15 protein-coding genes and 1 pseudogene are annotated in these 15,700 nt (G+C 59.2%); 4 read left to right on the forward strand and 12 right to left on the reverse strand.

Features of this window, described 5'->3' with window-relative positions; all coding sequences use genetic code 11:
- A pseudogene (locus tag ACIREA_RS11230) lies at positions 1-1,068 on the forward strand (hypothetical protein); the annotation flags it as partial.
- Positions 1,069-1,077: 9 nt separating this feature from the next.
- Here the strand turns inward: ACIREA_RS11230 and ACIREA_RS11235 are convergent.
- From ACIREA_RS11235 to ACIREA_RS11260, 6 genes are all read right to left on the reverse strand, one after another.
- Positions 1,078-1,755, reverse strand: a complete 678-nt coding sequence (locus ACIREA_RS11235; protein ID WP_397382367.1) for a histidine phosphatase family protein — start codon at positions 1,753-1,755, stop codon at positions 1,078-1,080.
- Positions 1,756-1,827: 72 nt separating this feature from the next.
- A complete protein-coding gene (locus ACIREA_RS11240; protein WP_397382368.1) occupies positions 1,828-3,441 on the reverse strand; it encodes a right-handed parallel beta-helix repeat-containing protein in 1,614 nt (537 codons plus the stop codon).
- Positions 3,442-3,468: 27 nt separating this feature from the next.
- Complete coding sequence (locus ACIREA_RS11245; RefSeq protein ID WP_397382369.1) at positions 3,469-4,410, reverse strand: prolyl oligopeptidase family serine peptidase; 942 nt, start codon at positions 4,408-4,410, stop codon at positions 3,469-3,471.
- Between the two features lie 39 nt (positions 4,411-4,449).
- Positions 4,450-5,337, reverse strand: coding sequence for a sugar phosphate isomerase/epimerase family protein (locus ACIREA_RS11250; protein WP_397382370.1), 888 nt, complete (start codon positions 5,335-5,337; stop codon positions 4,450-4,452).
- A gap of 5 nt (positions 5,338-5,342) precedes the next feature.
- Positions 5,343-6,143, reverse strand: a complete 801-nt coding sequence (locus tag ACIREA_RS11255) for an SDR family NAD(P)-dependent oxidoreductase (protein WP_397382371.1) — start codon at positions 6,141-6,143, stop codon at positions 5,343-5,345.
- 2 nt (positions 6,144-6,145) lie between these two features.
- Complete coding sequence (locus ACIREA_RS11260; protein WP_397382372.1) at positions 6,146-7,543, reverse strand: FAD-dependent oxidoreductase; 1,398 nt, start codon at positions 7,541-7,543, stop codon at positions 6,146-6,148.
- Between the two features lie 110 nt (positions 7,544-7,653).
- Between ACIREA_RS11260 and ACIREA_RS11265 the strand changes: the two genes are divergently transcribed.
- Positions 7,654-8,259, forward strand: coding sequence for a type II secretion system protein (locus ACIREA_RS11265; RefSeq protein ID WP_397382373.1), 606 nt, complete (start codon positions 7,654-7,656; stop codon positions 8,257-8,259).
- Positions 8,260-8,276: 17 nt separating this feature from the next.
- Here ACIREA_RS11265 and ACIREA_RS11270 read toward each other — a convergent pair whose 3' ends face one another.
- The 4 genes from ACIREA_RS11270 to ACIREA_RS11285 are packed head-to-tail and all read right to left on the reverse strand — an operon-like array spanning position 8,277 to position 11,741.
- On the reverse strand, positions 8,277-8,954 hold the full coding sequence (locus ACIREA_RS11270; RefSeq protein ID WP_397382374.1) for a family 16 glycoside hydrolase: 678 nt from the start codon (positions 8,952-8,954) through the stop codon (positions 8,277-8,279).
- Between the two features lie 52 nt (positions 8,955-9,006).
- Entirely contained in the window at positions 9,007-9,963 is a 957-nt protein-coding gene (locus ACIREA_RS11275; RefSeq protein ID WP_397382375.1) for a hypothetical protein, read from the reverse strand.
- A 32-nt stretch (positions 9,964-9,995) separates the two neighbouring features.
- Complete coding sequence (locus tag ACIREA_RS11280) at positions 9,996-11,021, reverse strand: zinc-binding dehydrogenase (RefSeq protein WP_397382376.1); 1,026 nt, start codon at positions 11,019-11,021, stop codon at positions 9,996-9,998.
- Between the two features lie 21 nt (positions 11,022-11,042).
- Entirely contained in the window at positions 11,043-11,741 is a 699-nt protein-coding gene (locus ACIREA_RS11285) for an orotidine 5'-phosphate decarboxylase / HUMPS family protein (RefSeq protein WP_397382377.1), read from the reverse strand.
- 168 nt (positions 11,742-11,909) lie between these two features.
- On the opposite strand from ACIREA_RS11285, the gene ACIREA_RS11290 reads away from it, so the two are divergent.
- Positions 11,910-13,346, forward strand: coding sequence for an FAD-dependent oxidoreductase (locus tag ACIREA_RS11290; protein WP_397382378.1), 1,437 nt, complete (start codon positions 11,910-11,912; stop codon positions 13,344-13,346).
- A gap of 73 nt (positions 13,347-13,419) precedes the next feature.
- Complete coding sequence (locus ACIREA_RS11295; RefSeq protein WP_397382379.1) at positions 13,420-14,208, forward strand: helix-turn-helix domain-containing protein; 789 nt, start codon at positions 13,420-13,422, stop codon at positions 14,206-14,208.
- Positions 14,209-14,211: 3 nt separating this feature from the next.
- On the opposite strand, the gene ACIREA_RS11300 is transcribed toward ACIREA_RS11295, so the two are convergent.
- Both ACIREA_RS11300 and ACIREA_RS11305 read right to left on the reverse strand, forming a co-directional pair.
- Positions 14,212-15,348, reverse strand: a complete 1,137-nt coding sequence (locus ACIREA_RS11300) for a prenyltransferase/squalene oxidase repeat-containing protein (protein WP_397382380.1) — start codon at positions 15,346-15,348, stop codon at positions 14,212-14,214.
- Positions 15,345-15,700: GNAT family N-acetyltransferase (locus ACIREA_RS11305; protein ID WP_397382381.1), on the reverse strand; the 356-nt coding region annotated here is incomplete at its 5' end. The genes ACIREA_RS11300 and ACIREA_RS11305, both read right to left, overlap by 4 nt.

The raw sequence follows: 15,700 nt of genomic DNA on the forward strand, positions 1-15,700 counted from the left end.
GCCGCCGCCTATGATCCCGTCAAAGCCAAGGCGAACTACGAAGCTCAGTTGGAAAAATGGAAGGCCACAATGGCAGCGGCGAAAGGAAAGTCCGCCGAAGAACGCAAGCGACTTCCCAAGAAGCCCTCCGAGCCCAAGCCGCCTCTGGAGACGGAAGGAAAACCTGGGGTGCTGTTCAATGCGATGATCCATCCCTTCGCCGGATATTCCCTCCGAGGTGCCATCTGGTATCAGGGCGAAGGCAATGCCAAAGCCGGAGCTGTGCCCTATGATCAAACGCTGCCGCTCATGATCCGCGACTGGCGCAAGCGCTGGGGTGATGACTTCTCATTCTACTTCGTACAGCTCGCAAATTTCCACGTTCCCTCAACCGCGCCCGGAACGCCGGACCCATGGGCGCTGCTGCAGGATCGCATGCGCCACATCTTGGAAAGCACGCCCAAGACCGGCATGGCCGTCATCAATGATGTGGGTGAGGCAAACGACATTCATCCGAAGGATAAAATGACACCGGGGTACCGGCTTGCACGCTGGGCGCTGGCAAAAGACTACGGGCGCGATCTGGTGTACAGCAGTCCGCTTTTCAAATCGAGTGAAGTCAAAGATGGAGCTGTCCGTGTGACCTTTGATCATGCTGGCAAAGGATTGAAGGCACGTGATGGCGGGACTTTAAAGCGTTTTGAAATCGCTGGAGCAGATCGTGTCTGGCATTGGGCGGATGCGAAAATCGACGGCACTGACAGTGTCATCGTGAGCAGTGCCGAAGTGAGGCAGCCGGCGGCCGTTCGCTATGCCTGGGCTGCGAATCCTGAAGGTGCCAATCTCGTCAACAGCGATAACCTCCCAGCCTCCGTTTTCCGCACCGACGACTGGAGCGACGTCGAAGCTGCTCCTCCGCCCACTCAGGAGAGCAAGGCGGCAGATGATCGCCGTGTGCTGGCCGCCGAAATCAAGACGCTGAACGCCAAGCTCCAGGGCATGGACCGGAAAAGTGAGGAGGCGCTGTCACTGCGCAAAAAAGTTCAGGAACTGCTCACGAAATTCAAAGCCACGGCTCCGAAAAAATAACAGCGCGGCTCATTTCGCCCACCAGGTCGAGAGACAAGCCTTGGGTGTGTCAGGCTTGATCAACGTGTCCTCGGAGTAATGCGAGGTGTCGTTGAAGAGCATCAAACGAGCGCGCACTGGATCTTTGAAGTCCACGACATTTAGGGCCGCAGGGTTTTGATCCAGATTGTCCCGATAGCGCCGCGGATCGAATCCGAGCAGGGAGCTGAGAAGCAGGCGGATCGTTGCCTTGTGCGAAACGACGATCAATGATTCGCCTTCGTGCTGCCTGACCATCTCCATCAGGGCCGGCAGAGCGCGTGCGGTCACCGCGAGGCCGCTTTCTCCGCCTTCGGGTGCAAAGGTGAAGGGATCTTCATCCCACGCAGAGGCTTCGGCAGGAAACTGCTGCTCCACCTCGGCACGCGTCAGTTGTTCCCAGTGGCCATGCGAGATCTCACGCAGGCCGTCACGTGGATGCACCTCCAGCTGATGCGGTTCCGCCAGAATGCGCGCAGTTTCCATCGTGCGGTCAAGCGGTGAGGCATAAACCGCCGCCACCGGCAGGCCTTTCAGACGCTGGGCCAGGCGGCTCGCCTGCGCACGGCCTTCATCGGACAGCGGCACATTGGTGGCGCCGGCAAAGCGGTCCTCGGCAGTCAGAATGGTTGCGCCGTGACGAATCAGGTAAATGCGGGTGAGAGCCATGAGGCCTCCTTATAGCACAGACCATCCGCGTCTTTCGAGCGGATTTGCATGACGGGCAAACATCAGCGATTTTCATCGCCGCCCGTGATTAAAATCCACAGGCTTGCTGACGGTCGTCGCTCCTCGATTGTGCTCGATCATTGCATTTTTGCAGCTGGGATCCACGACAATGGTCGCAGCCTTGTTTTGGAAAGTGTTGCCAGAGAACTGCAGGTCGTGGCCGTTGGGAGCGAAGGTGACGGCCTCGTCGGGTGCGGAGTCGCCAAGGATAAAGATGTTGTCGCGCACAACGATGGGGCCGTAGGTCGCGCCAGGCTCATAGATCGTGAAGTAGAGTTCCGGAAACTCACCCGGCTTGGCCGTGCGGTAGGAGATGCGACCACGCCGCATGTCGGGCTCGTTCTTCGTCGTGTTGTTCACGAAGACATTGCCCGTCATGACGAAATTGACCGGCTGATTGATCCATGCGCCGCGCCCGCCATTGCGAAAGGTGTTGCCCGTCATCGTTACGTCCGTGCAGCTTTTTTCCACACTCACCACGCGCGAGCCGTTGGTGCCATCCACGAGATTTCCGGTGATCGTGGCGTTCTGGCAGTACTCCGCCAGAAAGAATGCCCCCATGCGGCTGCCGAGGATGTGGTTGTTCGCGAAGATAATGTTTCGGCTGCGCTGGATGTGCATGGTGTCGCCTATCGCACTGAGCTGGCAGCCGGTGACGCGCACGTCCTTGGCACCCACGATGTCAAAGGCTCCCTTGCCCGGCCCGCTGCCGGTGGGAGCATACGCGGAGAGGTAAGTCGCGCTGATATTGAAGGCCAGGCTTCCGCTTCCACCACCTTCAAAGCGAACCGGCGCACCTTTCGGCTGATCGGAAATTTTGATGTGTTCCGGAGTGGATTCGACGACGAAATACTGGCGGCCACGAATGAGATTTTTGGGCAGATCCGCGCCCATGAAGGTGAGCGCTTCTTTGGGCTCATCGGTTTCGCTGATGGCCAGCGGACGGTTCGTGTTGTCGAACTTCACGAGATCGCCGCTGAAGGTCACCTCACGCATGAGATCGGTGCGGAAATACTTCCTCGCCCGCTCAACTTCCCATGGCTCGTAAGACTCCGGCCACGTCATGACCTGCCACAGGTAGCCGTAATCCCACATGAACTTGCCGCTGCGCAGCAGCGTGCAGCTTTCCACCGCCACGCGTTCGGCGTAGGCGGTCACTTCGCTCTCGCTGCTTTTTCCAGCCAGACCGTGTACTCCGATCACGGCTCCGGCCATGCCGTTGGACTTCACTTCGCGAAACAGAATGTCATGCGTGCCGCCTTCTTTCATCGTGGTGATCTCGATGCCTTTCGTGTTCGCATTGGGTTCCCACAGGTTCTCCCTTTGAGCAGGATCAAACACATGGCCCACAAATTCCCCACCATGCCACGTGAAGTGTGAGATGTTCTCTCCAGCAAACACAACCACACGCGCTTTGTCAGGCAGTGCCTTGGGTAGAATGAATCTGGCCCCATTTGCGAACACGGTCATGTTTGAGGCGAGCGGCAGCGGTTTGATGCCATCAAGATGATAATCCCCAGCCGGAATCGTCACCACGCCACCTTTGGCAAGCATTGCGGCGAGTGTCGCTGAATCATCTGCCCAAGCTGCGGCGCTGAGAAGAAGGAGGCAGAGAAAGGGCTTCATGGTCAAGAGTTTGCAAATGGCATGATCTCAGGGCTTCTTCGCCTTCTGCACCGGTGTACTGGGCAGGGAAGACACATCCAGTGTGAACGCCTTGGCCGGCTGCTTGCCGAGGAGTTGCAGATCAAACCACTCGATCATTCGCTCCGTGTCCTGTGGCATTTCCTGCCAGCCGCCATGGCCCGCACCTTCGCGGATGACCAGTTCGCACACGGACCCCTCTTCTTTGCAGCGCTTGAGAAAGCGTTGTGACTGCGTGATCGACACCTGCGGGTCAGCATCGCCATGCACGATGAAAATGGGCGGCTGTCCTTTGTGAACCCAGTAGATGGATGAGAGCTCGCGTCCCAATGCCGCGCGTCCTTCCTCGGTCGCCGCCTTCGGACCAAACGCCCCCGCATACGCCGCGAGCTTGCCAATGCCCACCGCGTTGTCGCCCGGCTCGAACCAGTTCAGGTAATCGGTCGGTGGATAGAAGCATGCCACGGCATTCACCGCGCTGCTTTCACGGTCAATCGGATCAGCCGCCTTCGCATCGCCCGGTCCGCCGCGTGTGGCCAGCATCAGGCTCAGGTGACCGCCTGCGCTGCTGCCGGTGACGCCGAGCTTTTGCGGATCCACACCATAGTCGGCCGCATGAGCACGCACAAAGCGCACCGCTCGATTCAGGTCCGCCACGATCTCCTCCACCTGAAAACGCGGCTGCGTACCATGCACGACCACAAACGTCGTGTAACCCGCCTTTGGCCAGCCGCCATCGCTGATGCCATTGTGGTTCGACTTCCAGCCGCCGCTGATGATCTTGATGATGCCCGCGCCATTTGGCTTCACCGGCTTGAACACATCCATGGTCAGCGCCACGCCGTCGTGCTTGGTATAAATGACATCACGGATGCGTTCCGGCTCTTGTGCTTGCAGTGCGGCGGTGATCAGAAGGAGGTAGGGACTCAGATGGAGCAGGAGGCGTTTCATGGTTGATTCGTTTGGGGAATGATTTGAGTCAAAAGTGCCTTATTCCGGCCAGTAGATGGCGATTTTCTTTTTCAGGAACTCCACACTGCGTGCGAGCTGTTCCATGCCATCCACACCGTCCTCGATGCTGATCCAGCCGTTGAAGCCTTTGCTTTTCAGCTCGGTGAAGATCGCATCGTAGTCATTGAGGCCTTTGCCAATCTCACCATGGCGCAGACGTTTGGCATAGCCCTGTGCACCGCCTTCTTCTTTGCGCAGATCTTCGATGGTGCCTTCCGCCAGATAGCGGTCGCTGGCGTGCATGGTGACGACTCGGTGCGAGACACGCTTCAGCAGCTCAATCGGGTCTTCACCCGCGAGGTAGGTGTTGGAAGGGTCATAGTTCACACCGAAGTTCGGGTGGTTCACCGCATCCACGAGTTTGCAGAAGACATCCATCTTCTGCGCGAATTCGGGATACTCCCAGAAGTCATCCTTGTAGTGGTTCTCAATGATCAGCGTGATGCCGCGTTCCTGCGCATAAGGCAAACAGGCATAGATGGATTCAGCGGCCAATTTCACGCCTTCATCCAGCGTCAGCTCTGGACGACGTTGTCCGCTGAGCACGCGGCAGTACGATCCACCGAGCGTATGCGTCATATCAATCCAGCGTTTCTGCTTCGCGATCTCCTTGTCGCGGAAAGCAGCGTCCGGGTGGGTGAAGTCGGGAGAGCAGCACATCATCGGGATCACCTTGCCGGTGTCCTCGACTTCCTTGCGAAAGCGCGGCCAGTTGCTCTCATCAGCCATCTCGAGAAAGCCAGCGTACCATTCGAGGCCCTGCACATCGAGCTTGGAGGCGAGCTGAATCCATTCGGAGACGGTCATGGTTCCTTCTTTGCAGAGAGCCTGCATGAAGGCTTTGGGGAAGGCGGCGAGTTTGGGCATGGTGGTTATTTGGAGGGAATGGTGGAGGAATCTTTGGGCGGATTGCGACCGATGAAGGGGTGCTGTTCCAGATCAAACACCTGGCCGCTGATAGGTCCGCATTCATCGGCCAGCAGCCAGGCCGCACAGGCGGCGATCTCATCGGGCCACAGGATGCGTCCGGCGGGAGCGTAGACCTTGGGCAGGTCGGCATACCAGTCTTCGCGCAGGCCGTGTTCGCGTTTGCGTTTGGCCTCATTTTCCGTGAGCACCCAGCCGGGATTGATCTGGTTCACCCGCACACCGTCTTCGCGCATGAGCGTATCGCCCAGATTGCGGGTCAGGGTCATGAGCGCGCCCTTGCTGACGCTGTAGGGCATGAGGTTGGGCTCGCCGCTGTAGGCATTGACGCTGCCGATGTTGATGATGCTGCCGTGCGTTTCGCGCAGGTGCGGAAGCGCGGCGCGGATGATGAGGTAGGGCACCACGCAGTTGATCTCCAGCATGCGGCGGAACCACGCACCGTCCGTGGTTTGAAGATTCCCTGTGCCCACCTGCGCGGCGTTGTTGACCACTGCATCAATTTTGCCAAAAGCCTTGATTGCCTGATCCACCAGCAACTGCGGCGCGGCTTCGTCAGCGAGATCTTTGATCACAAGCGTGGCATTATCCGAGCCGAGCTCCGCGACGGTTTGCTCTCCCAGATCCTGCTCAAGACCATGGATGAGCACGCGGGCTCCTTCCGCGACGCAGCGTTTGGCGATGGCTTTGCCGATGCCGGTGACGCTGCCAGTGACAATGATGACTTTGTTTTGAAGACGGGACATGTTTAAGAATCAGTAAAAGGACCGGAATTTTGTTGGGAGAGAGTTTCACGTACGCGCTGACCATTCAGCGATGCGACCGAAGTTTTCTGCTTCAAACTCATCGCCGCCGCACAACCCGCCGCCTCACCAAGGGCCATGGCGGTCACGGTCACACGGGTGGAGGCATGCGCGCCACGGGTGGCACTGTGGCAGCGGCCCGCGACCAGCAGGTTTTCGATTTGCTGCGGCACGAGCGAGCGATATGGAATGTCGTAAGGACCAGGCTGCACCTTCTGCGGATCAAAGTCATTCGCACTTCCGACAACGGTTTTGTTCGGATGCAGATCGAGGTACCAGCAGCCGGTGGCAATCGCATCGTCAAAGCGACGCCCCTGCATGATTTCCTTCTCGTTCAAAATGTGCTGGCCGATGAGCCTGCGCGATTCACGCACGCCGATCCATGGATAGGCTTCGAGAAAGTAGGAGTCCGCAAAGGCGGGAATATCACGCTTCCACGCACGATGCATGGCCAGCGCATCAGCCCGGCCCTGCATCTCCGCGCGGCTCAAATCTGCGGCATCGGTGGGATTCGCGGGAACACGCACACCATGAACATAAACCTCATCGTTGGAATACATGAACATCACGCCCGGCCCGTAAAAATGCGGCAATTCTCCCAGTTCCTGCGCTTTCACCAGCGCAGCACGGCAGAGCTTGCTGATGTCCGGCACGCGCTGGACCTTCCCGATGCGAAAATGCAGCGTCAGCGGCTGCACTTCGGCGCTTTGTTCAGTGGGCGCACCCGCACGGGCGGCCACATCAGCATCGCCAGTGCAGTCGATCACTACCTTCGGCTTGATGCGAACCAGTCCGTCCTTGTTGGCGATCACCACCGAGGTCACACGGCCATTCGCAGACTCCGCATCACACACAAACGAATTGAACAGCACCGTCAGTTTGTCGCCACAGGCCTGCAGTTCGCGATCCAGTAGCACCTTGAACTCAAACGTGTTCGGTATCGTGGGATTGTGCGGTTTGATCTCCTTCGCATCCGCCTTGCACACACCTGTCTTGGCCAGCAACTCCAGGGCGATGCCGCGAACCACGACGCGATGCGTCTTGATGTCCGCAATGCCATCAAAGTAGGGCAGACCCACGCTGGTGATGATGCCGCCCGCAAACGGGGCCTTTTCCACCAGCAGCGTCTTCGCGCCATTCCTTGCGGCGCTCAGTGCCGCTGCCGTACCCGCACAGCCACCGCCGCATACCAGCACATCCGTCTCGATCTCGCGCATGGGGGCCTTCACAGGCACCAGATCCGCCGCCACCGCTGATGCCATGGGTGCCACCGCCGCGACGGCAGACGCCTTCACGAAGGCACGCCGTGTGCTTGGGTCATTGCTGGTTGGGTTGGGATTCATGACACTGAGCATAACGGAGACACTCCCTGCAGTTCCACGACAAAGTCTGTGCGAAATGCGTCAATGATTTTAGGCTTGGGTAAATCCACGGTTTCACCTATCATTTTCCCATGAAAATCACCCGTAAAGGTCATGGTTTCACGCTGATAGAGCTGCTCTTTGTCATCGGCATCATTGCCTTGCTTGCAGCCTTGGTGCTTGGCAGCGGGAATTCGGGCTCTGCGAGGAGGAATGTGACGCGGAGTGCCATGCAGCCGATCGAGGCCGCTTTGGACCGTTATCGCGTAGAGCACGGCGAATACCCCGAACCGGTAAATGCGGACGAAACGGCCGAGATCGTGCCTGGGAAGATCTATCGAATCGGGGCCGCCAGGTGCCTGTATCAAGCTCTGCGTGGAGACGGCAGTGATGCAATCAAGGGGGCCGGTTCCGCAGAAGCTCAGTCAGATGGAAAAGTCAGCACAGAAGAGGTCAAAAACGTCATAATCCAAGACCTTCCGGAGGTCTTATGGCGCAAGGTGGGCAGCAGCTACATTCTTGTCGATGCCTTCGGGCGTCCGTTTCAATACATCAAGGCCGACAGCGAAAAGAAAAACACCATCAATTCCACTTACGACCTCTGGTCCTGCGCTGAAGACGAAAAGAACGTCATGGCCAAATCCAAAGACGCCGAGGCCAATGCCAGCCTCGGCGCCAAATGGATCAAAAACTGGTGAGAGGGAAACTCGTCTGATTATTTCGCCACGCCCTTGATGCTGAAGTCGTCGTACTTCACGTCAATGCGGTTGGTGGTAAGACTCACGACCGTCTTGTGATCATGTGCGACACCAGGGGACTGGAAACTGCTGACAACCTTGCCGTCGATGCTGGTTTCGACCACATCATTCTGGGTGCGCACGGTGAGTGTGTGCCACTCTTTGAGAGACACCGTGGTGGGCACCGACTTCGTCCACTTGAGCATGTTGGCCTTGTCTTCGGCGGTCAGCGTAGGAGGGACCGTCTTCTTGCGCGCGTAGATGTCATTGCTGAAGGTGCCAGCCTTGGCATCGGCAACGACCACTGCCTTCGGATTCACCGAGATGCTGCAAATGTGCCCTGCGTGAGCGCCTTTGTAGTCCTTGTCATCGAGCCAGACATTGAAGCCTTTTGCCTGATCGCTGACGAATTGGAACTTCACAGACACTTCCAGATCAGTCTCCGGAGCGATTCGGATCACATCCACCGCCGCATGATCCGACTCCGGCGCTGTGATGCCCACCAGCACGCCGTCTTTCACCACGCTGGAGCTCTTGTAGTGGCCCCAGGCTTTGCCGAAACCGTCGGCGGCGAAGTCATCCGAGAAAATGACGCGTGGATAATCGAGGGCAAATGCGGAGGTCGCTAGGAGGGCGAGGCAGAGAATGGATTTCATGGTGGTACTGGGTGAAGAAAGAAGAACGGCCGGGCGCCGTCCATCACACAGGCTATTTGACGAACTTCTTCACAAAGTCCAGCACCGAGCGGGTGAAGGTCCATTGCCCTGTTTCCGGAAGGCACTGAGAGGGAGCGCTCACCCAGCTCTCGATCACGATCTGATCCGGTCTGCCATCCACAGCGGCGTAATCGTAGCCCTGCTGCATTATGGAGGTGCACCAGGTGCTGTCGTCGGCTAAGCCACGCTTCTGCATGGCGGGATACCCGGAGGCCCAGTAGATCAAGGAGAAGGGCAGCTTCTTCTGGCGGCAAAAGTGCTCCAGTTCACGCACCTCTTTCCATGAACCCTTCTGCTGCACATTGAAGCGCAGCCAGTCGACATCGAGCCGGTAGAAGTCGAGACCCCGCACCTTCTTCTCGGCCAACTTCTGCTGCAGACCGTCGATCCACTTGCGGTGCTCTTCGATGGTAAAGGAAGGATAGGCCTCGATGTCACCAATCAGCACGTCCGGAAAATGCTGGCGCACCAGAGCGATGTATGCGGCGGTCTCCTTCATTGCATACTCATCGCTTTGATGGATCTGCTCGCGTGCGCAGACCAGAGGCTCGTCCATCGCGATGGCATACAGGTTCGCGTCCAGGCTTTGCAGTCGCTCCCAGTTCTTGCGCTCAGCGGTGAAGCATTTCTCCCCGGTCTGTCCCCAGGGCTTCACCGCCCCAACCTCCATCGCCAGCTTCAGCTTCCATTCCTTCATCATGCCGAACCACTTGCGCAGCTCGTCATCCGTAAAATGGCGCTGCAGATTCAGGTCTGTGATGAACAGCACATCCGTCCGTGCCCGGGTTTCCTTCCAGGCATCCGGCTGCTCAAACAATTGGCGGAAGGCCAGGCACTTGTCCTGGCCCGGCGGGCTGATCCACACCGAAGGCTTTGGGGTCTGTGCCTGAGATGCGGCCATGCAGCCACAAACGGACAGCACCAAGGCCGTCAGGAGTCGAATGCTCATGCGATTTAAAGGGATGGGGGATGATCCGGCGATCACACCGGACGCAGCACGCTCTTCACCACTTCACCCTTGTGCATCTTTTCAAAGGCTTCGTGCCATTCGGTCACGGGCCAGACGCCGCCGATGATCGGCTTCACATCAAACTGACCGCTGCTGAGCAGGGCGATGACGCGTTCCCAGATCGGCCAGTTGTGGCTGAAACTGCCTTGCAGCGTGATGTTCTTCTGCACCAGCGGGTCAAGGTTGAAGCCGAGGGGCTGCGGGCCCCAGCCGACTTTGCTGATCCATCCGGCAGGGCGCACGATGTCGAGGGCGATCTTGAGCGTGATGCTGGCGCCGGCGGCGTCAATGACGCCATCACAGCCCAGACCGTCGCGGGCGGTGGCCCAGGGCTTCGCATCACCGATGATGACTTCGCAGCCGTACTGCTTCGCGATTTCCAAACGATGCGCATCCTGTGGCAGGCCGACAATGGCAACCTGAGCCCCGCAAAGGCGCGCCATGGCAGCGCAGAGAATGCCGATGGTGCCTGGGCCGAGCACAACGACGCGGTCGCCGGGCTCAATGCGTGCATTCTTCACCACAGCGCTGTAGGCCACGCAGCAGGGTTCGGTGAGGCAGGCCTGCTCGAAGGGAAGCTGATCCGGCACGTGGTGCAGAATGCGGCTGGGCACGCGCACATACTTGGTCATCGCCCCGTTCACGCCGTAGCCGAAACCCTTGCGGGTCGGGTCCAGGTTGTAGAGGCCACGCTTCGTCATCGGGTTGTTCGGGCTGATGATGGCGGCGGTTTCGGAAACGACGCGGTCGCCTTCCTTCCAGCCTTCCACATCCTTGCCGACTTCGACGATGCGCCCGCCGAACTCATGGCCGAGCACGACCGGATAGTTCACTGGCCAGGAATGATCGGCGGTCCACTGATGCAGATCGGAGCCACAGACTCCCACATTGGCGACTTCGAGGAGCACGTCCTCGCTGCCGATGGTGGGCGTTTCGATTTCACGGATTTCGACGGAGCCTTTTTCAGGCGCGTAATTGACGACGGCGGCGGATTTCATGGTTTGGAAGGATGTTGAAAATTAAAACGCAGGAACGTCCTGAGCGTGCACGGCTTCGCAAATCATGCGCAGCGAAGCTTCGAGATTGCCGTCCGCCGTTTTGAAGGCATCGGCATCAATGGTCAGCGGGGCACCGAGAACGACCAGCGGGGCACCGTATTGCGGGCACTTGATGGCCTGCTCCAAACTGAGGCCGCCGACCGCCTGGACGGGGATTTTGACGGCGTTACACACTTCACGGAGCTGATCCAGCGGGCTCGGCATGCGTTTGCCCGCAGCGGCGATGCCCCGGCGCTCATCGTAACCGATGTGATGGATGATGTAGTCGCAGCCGAGGTCTTCGAGGAATTTTGCACCTTCGATCATGCTTTCACAGACCATGTTGTCTCCCATGACCTTGCAGCCGAAGTCGGCACCGGCTTTGACAACGCACTTGATCGTCTCGGCATGAGCGCGGGCCATGACGACGACGTGGGTGGCCCCGGCTTTGGCCATCATTTCAGCTTCCAGGTAGCCGCCATCCATCGTTTTCAGATCAGCAACGATCGGCGTGTTTGGGAAAGCTTTTCTCAGGGCGCGCACACCGTGGAGGCCTTCGGCAAGGATGAGAGGCGTTCCGGCCTCCAGCCAGTCCACACCGGCGCGTATGGCCAAGGCGGCGGTTTCGAGCGCTTCGTCGATGTTGGTGAGGTCGAGGGAAATTTGAACGATGGGTTTCATGGGCGGTTGTGTTGACCAGATTAACGCAGAACCCGGCGGCGTCGTCACGACAAAGATCATGCGAAATGCGACAGGCGGGCGCGGCCGGGTTTTTTTCCCGATTTGCGGCGGTGGTGGCGAATGAACTGGCGCAGCGGCAACATTCACTCAAACTCTGCCTCCTCTTCCATGAAACCCCAGACTGCCGATTTTTCCCGACGCCACTTTTTACGTGCTGCTCTTGCTGGTCCCGGGCTGCTGCCTGCTGCCACTTGGGTGTCTGCTTCGGAAAGTAAGAGCGAGGCAGTGAACTTTGATGAACCCAACCGCAGCGTGACGCTGGTGCATGATGCGGATGTCATTGTCTGCGGTGCGGGCCCGGCCGGCGTGGCGGCGGCGGTCGCTGCGGCACGGGCGGGCGCACGGGTGCGTTTGTTTGAAACGAATGGTTGTCTTGGCGGTGTCTGGACGGCGGGCCTGCTCACATGGATCTTTGATTTCGACAAACCCGGCTTCACCCGGGAGCTCACGCGCCTGCTTGATGAGCGTGGTGCACGCCGTGGCGGCGATTCAGGGCGCTTTGTCTATGAGCCAGACGAAATGAAGCTGCTGCTGGAGGATCTGTGCACTGAGGCAGGGGTGAAGTTTCGCCTGCAAACGCGGGTGGTGGCAGCCTATCGCGAGGGACGGCAGCTCACCACGGTGATCACAGAATCACGCTCGGGCCGTGAGGCCTGGCAGGCTCCTGTATTCATCGACACCACCGGCGATGGCGTGCTGGGAGCCCTCGCTGGCTGCAGCTGGGATTTGGGCAGGATGGGGCAGGAAGACAAGTCGGCGGAGTGCGCCTGCCAGCCACTCACCATGAATGCCCTGGCCGTCGTGCGTGATGTCACACAGATGGGAAAGTACATCTCGTTTTACCAAGGCGACCTTAAATGGCACGTTGAGGCAACAGCCAACTTCAAAGCGGAAATTCAGCGCGCAGGGGTGGATCCCTCCTATGGCATGCCGACCATTTTTCATGTGCGCGACAACATCGTGCTGCTGATGCTGAACCACGAATACGGTGTACGCCCCGATGACGCCGACGCCATGACCACCGCCACGGTGCGCGCACGCAAGGAGATCTTCACCATCACCCGCGCTCTGCGGAAACTTGGCGGCGTGTGGGATGGATTGCAGGTGGTGGCTACGGCGGAGCAGATCGGCGTGCGTGATGGCAGGCGCATTCATGGCCGTTATGTGGTGAAAACGGAGGATCTCACCCAGGGGGCGCGCCACCCTGATGCTGTGGCGCGTGTGACCTTTGGCGTGGACATTCATGCCAAGAGCAAGGCGGACAACGACAAGCTGACCATCGAGCGCGGTGGCGTGAAGAAGTTCACTCCCTACGACATCCCTCTCCGTGCTCTCATCGCGAAGGATGTGGACGGTCTCATGATGGCAGGACGCTGCATCAGTGGTGATTTTGTGGCACATGCGAGCTATCGGGTGACGGGCAATGCCGTGGCCATGGGGGAGGCCGCAGGCGTCGCCGCAGCCCTGGCCGCGCTGCACAAGCAGCAGCCGCATGAGGTGGCCTGGGAGGACTGCCGGGTGATGCTGGAAAAGATCGTGCGTTGAGACCCGCGGGACAGTTGCGCGTTGCCTGCGCTACGCCATCCTGTTTTCTGTGACGACCCCCCGGCGATCTGATGTGCCTCTTAGACCCCGCGTGCGCCCCAAGCGCTCGGCGGCGGAAATCGCACGCTGGAGAAAGCAACGGGCCGCATGGATGGCCGCGCTGGAGCCGACGCTGCTGTTTCAGCGGCTGTTTGACCACATCCCGGGAGTTTACTTTTTCGCCAAGAACAAGGCCGGGCATCTCATGTTCGCCAGTGAGGGGCTGATGCAGCGCTACCAGATGCCGGATGATTCGGAGATCATCGGGCGCACGGACTTCGACCTGAACCCGGACACCATGGCGCAGGCCTATGTGGATGACGACAAGCGCATCCTGGCCGGCAAGGTGGATGTGATTGAACGTGTGGAGCTGTGGTGGGATTCCCAGGGCATCCCGGACTGGTTTTTGGTGACGAAGCTGCCGCTCTTTGACTCCAAACGCCGGGTGCAGGGTGTGATGGGCACATTAAGGCGTCCTGATGAAGCGGAGCGCAGATTGCCGGTGTTTCAGACCGTGGCACAGGCGGTGGAGATCATCCGGCATGACTATGCGAAGCCGCTTTTGATTGAAGATGTGGCAAAGTCCTGCGGGCAGTCGCTGCGGCAACTCCAGCGGCGGTTTCAAAGCGCCTTTGGCATCACCCCGCAGGAGTTCCTGATCAAGACACGGGTGCTGGCTGCAGTGCGCCTTCTGGAACGCACGACGCTGACCGCCAGCGAGGTGGCGGAGCAGTGCGGCTTTGTGGATGCGAGCAGCTTCACCCAGCATTTCCGCAAACGCATGGGCGAGTCTCCGGCGGTGTATCGGCGTGCGCGGCGATGAAACTCAGTGCAACTCGTCGCACAAGGCCAGCGCCTTCAGAGCCTGAGCCGTGGCGATGTAGGTGATGTAGCTGTAGTTTCCGCGATAGAGGGACTGCATCCACCAGCGGCCGGAGACGCGCTGCTCCTGCTTCAGCCACTTGAGGCCGCGCTGGATGCGTTCGTCGCTAGCGGGGATGTTGTTTTGACGCATCAGGACGATGGCGAAGGCAGTCATGTAGGCATCGCTTTCCGGTTTCGCGGCATCGGGCAGGCCGTTGATGAGATTCAACACGGTGTCGCTCATTTTAAAGTGCCAGTCACCAACGGCGGACAGATCACGCAAGGACCAGCCGCCATCGGTATGCTGTTTGGAGGACAGCAGAGCCAGCGCGGTATCACGCTGGGCCTGCGGCACGAGCTCGGGCATGTAATGCGCGAGCTGGAGACGAAGGATGCGGTCAAAGTCATTTTTTGGCGGTGCATTGCGCAGCCATGCCTTCATTTTCTCGACGCGGGCGAGCAGTTCGGGGTCCTTGAGATTGGCGAGCCAGCCGGGGGCGGCGGTGGCCGCGCGGGCGGCTTGCAGCGTGAGCTCAAAGTCGGTGGTGATGTGGGGGATTTCGACTTCGCCAAAGCTGACGAAGGAGCCGTCGGCGGACTGGCGTGCAAACATCTCCTGCAAGGAGCGCTCCGTGTGTGCGGAGAGCTTCCCAGTCACATGCTTGTCCCATTCGGCGAGACCCATGGAGCGCCAGATGCTCGTCCAGGAGCCGCCGTAGTATTTGATGCCATCCTTTTCCGTTTCTTTCTGCGGTTTGACCTCTGCAGGCACGGTTTTGACGAAGTCAGCCAGCACCTCCTCCAGTGGTATGCCTAGCTGTTTTGACAAAGCCGGGCGCTCGCTGAGGTAGGGACCGGTGGTGTGGCAGTTCACACAGGTTTTCTCGCGCACCCAGCAGATGGCGCCATCATCGAGGTATTTGGCGGCGGCTTTGATGGTGTCGGCACCGAAAGCCTTCACTTTCGGTTCATCGGCCGTCGGCAGGCTGACCTGGATGCCTGCCGTCTGATATTGAAACTCGGGCTTGGGCTTGGGTTTCGGCGCATCGGCGGCGAATGCCGCAGAGGTGGTCAGCAGGAGGAGAAAGGCGTGCTTCATGCACCGGCTTGTACGCTGTGACTCTCGGCAATCAATCGTCCGAGCGGAATTGAGTCGTCTTCATAGAGCCAGCGGCGGAACCCAGTGGCAATCTGCGGCCATTCGTGGTCGAGCATGGCAAACCATGTGGTGTCGCGGTTTTCGCCTTTGATGATCATGTGCTGGCGGAAGATGCCTTCAAAGGTGAAGCCGAGGCGCAGCGCGGCGTTGCGGCTGGGTTCATTGCGTGCATCGCATTTCCATTCCATGCGCCGGTAGCCGAGGTCTTCAAAGCAGTGACGAAGCAGCAGGTAGCAGGCTTCGGTGTTGGTCTTGGTGCGCTGTGCTGCAGGCGCATACCAAATGTTGCCCA

Origin of the sequence: Prosthecobacter sp. (genome assembly GCF_044373815.1) — a bacterium.
Classification (GTDB): domain Bacteria; phylum Verrucomicrobiota; class Verrucomicrobiia; order Verrucomicrobiales; family Verrucomicrobiaceae; genus Prosthecobacter.

Coding starts and splice junctions, on each gene's coding strand:
- ACIREA_RS11235 (WP_397382367.1), bottom strand. CDS start 1,755: ATGGCTCTCACCCGCATTTACCTGATTCGTCACGGCGCAACCATTCTG.
- ACIREA_RS11240 (WP_397382368.1), bottom strand. CDS start 3,441: ATGAAGCCCTTTCTCTGCCTCCTTCTTCTCAGCGCCGCAGCTTGGGCA.
- ACIREA_RS11245 (WP_397382369.1), bottom strand. CDS start 4,410: ATGAAACGCCTCCTGCTCCATCTGAGTCCCTACCTCCTTCTGATCACC.
- ACIREA_RS11250 (WP_397382370.1), bottom strand. CDS start 5,337: ATGCCCAAACTCGCCGCCTTCCCCAAAGCCTTCATGCAGGCTCTCTGC.
- ACIREA_RS11255 (WP_397382371.1), bottom strand. CDS start 6,143: ATGTCCCGTCTTCAAAACAAAGTCATCATTGTCACTGGCAGCGTCACC.
- ACIREA_RS11260 (WP_397382372.1), bottom strand. CDS start 7,543: ATGAATCCCAACCCAACCAGCAATGACCCAAGCACACGGCGTGCCTTC.
- ACIREA_RS11265 (WP_397382373.1), top strand. CDS start 7,654: ATGAAAATCACCCGTAAAGGTCATGGTTTCACGCTGATAGAGCTGCTC.
- ACIREA_RS11270 (WP_397382374.1), bottom strand. CDS start 8,954: ATGAAATCCATTCTCTGCCTCGCCCTCCTAGCGACCTCCGCATTTGCC.
- ACIREA_RS11275 (WP_397382375.1), bottom strand. CDS start 9,963: ATGAGCATTCGACTCCTGACGGCCTTGGTGCTGTCCGTTTGTGGCTGC.
- ACIREA_RS11280 (WP_397382376.1), bottom strand. CDS start 11,021: ATGAAATCCGCCGCCGTCGTCAATTACGCGCCTGAAAAAGGCTCCGTC.
- ACIREA_RS11285 (WP_397382377.1), bottom strand. CDS start 11,741: ATGAAACCCATCGTTCAAATTTCCCTCGACCTCACCAACATCGACGAA.
- ACIREA_RS11290 (WP_397382378.1), top strand. CDS start 11,910: ATGAAACCCCAGACTGCCGATTTTTCCCGACGCCACTTTTTACGTGCT.
- ACIREA_RS11300 (WP_397382380.1), bottom strand. CDS start 15,348: ATGAAGCACGCCTTTCTCCTCCTGCTGACCACCTCTGCGGCATTCGCC.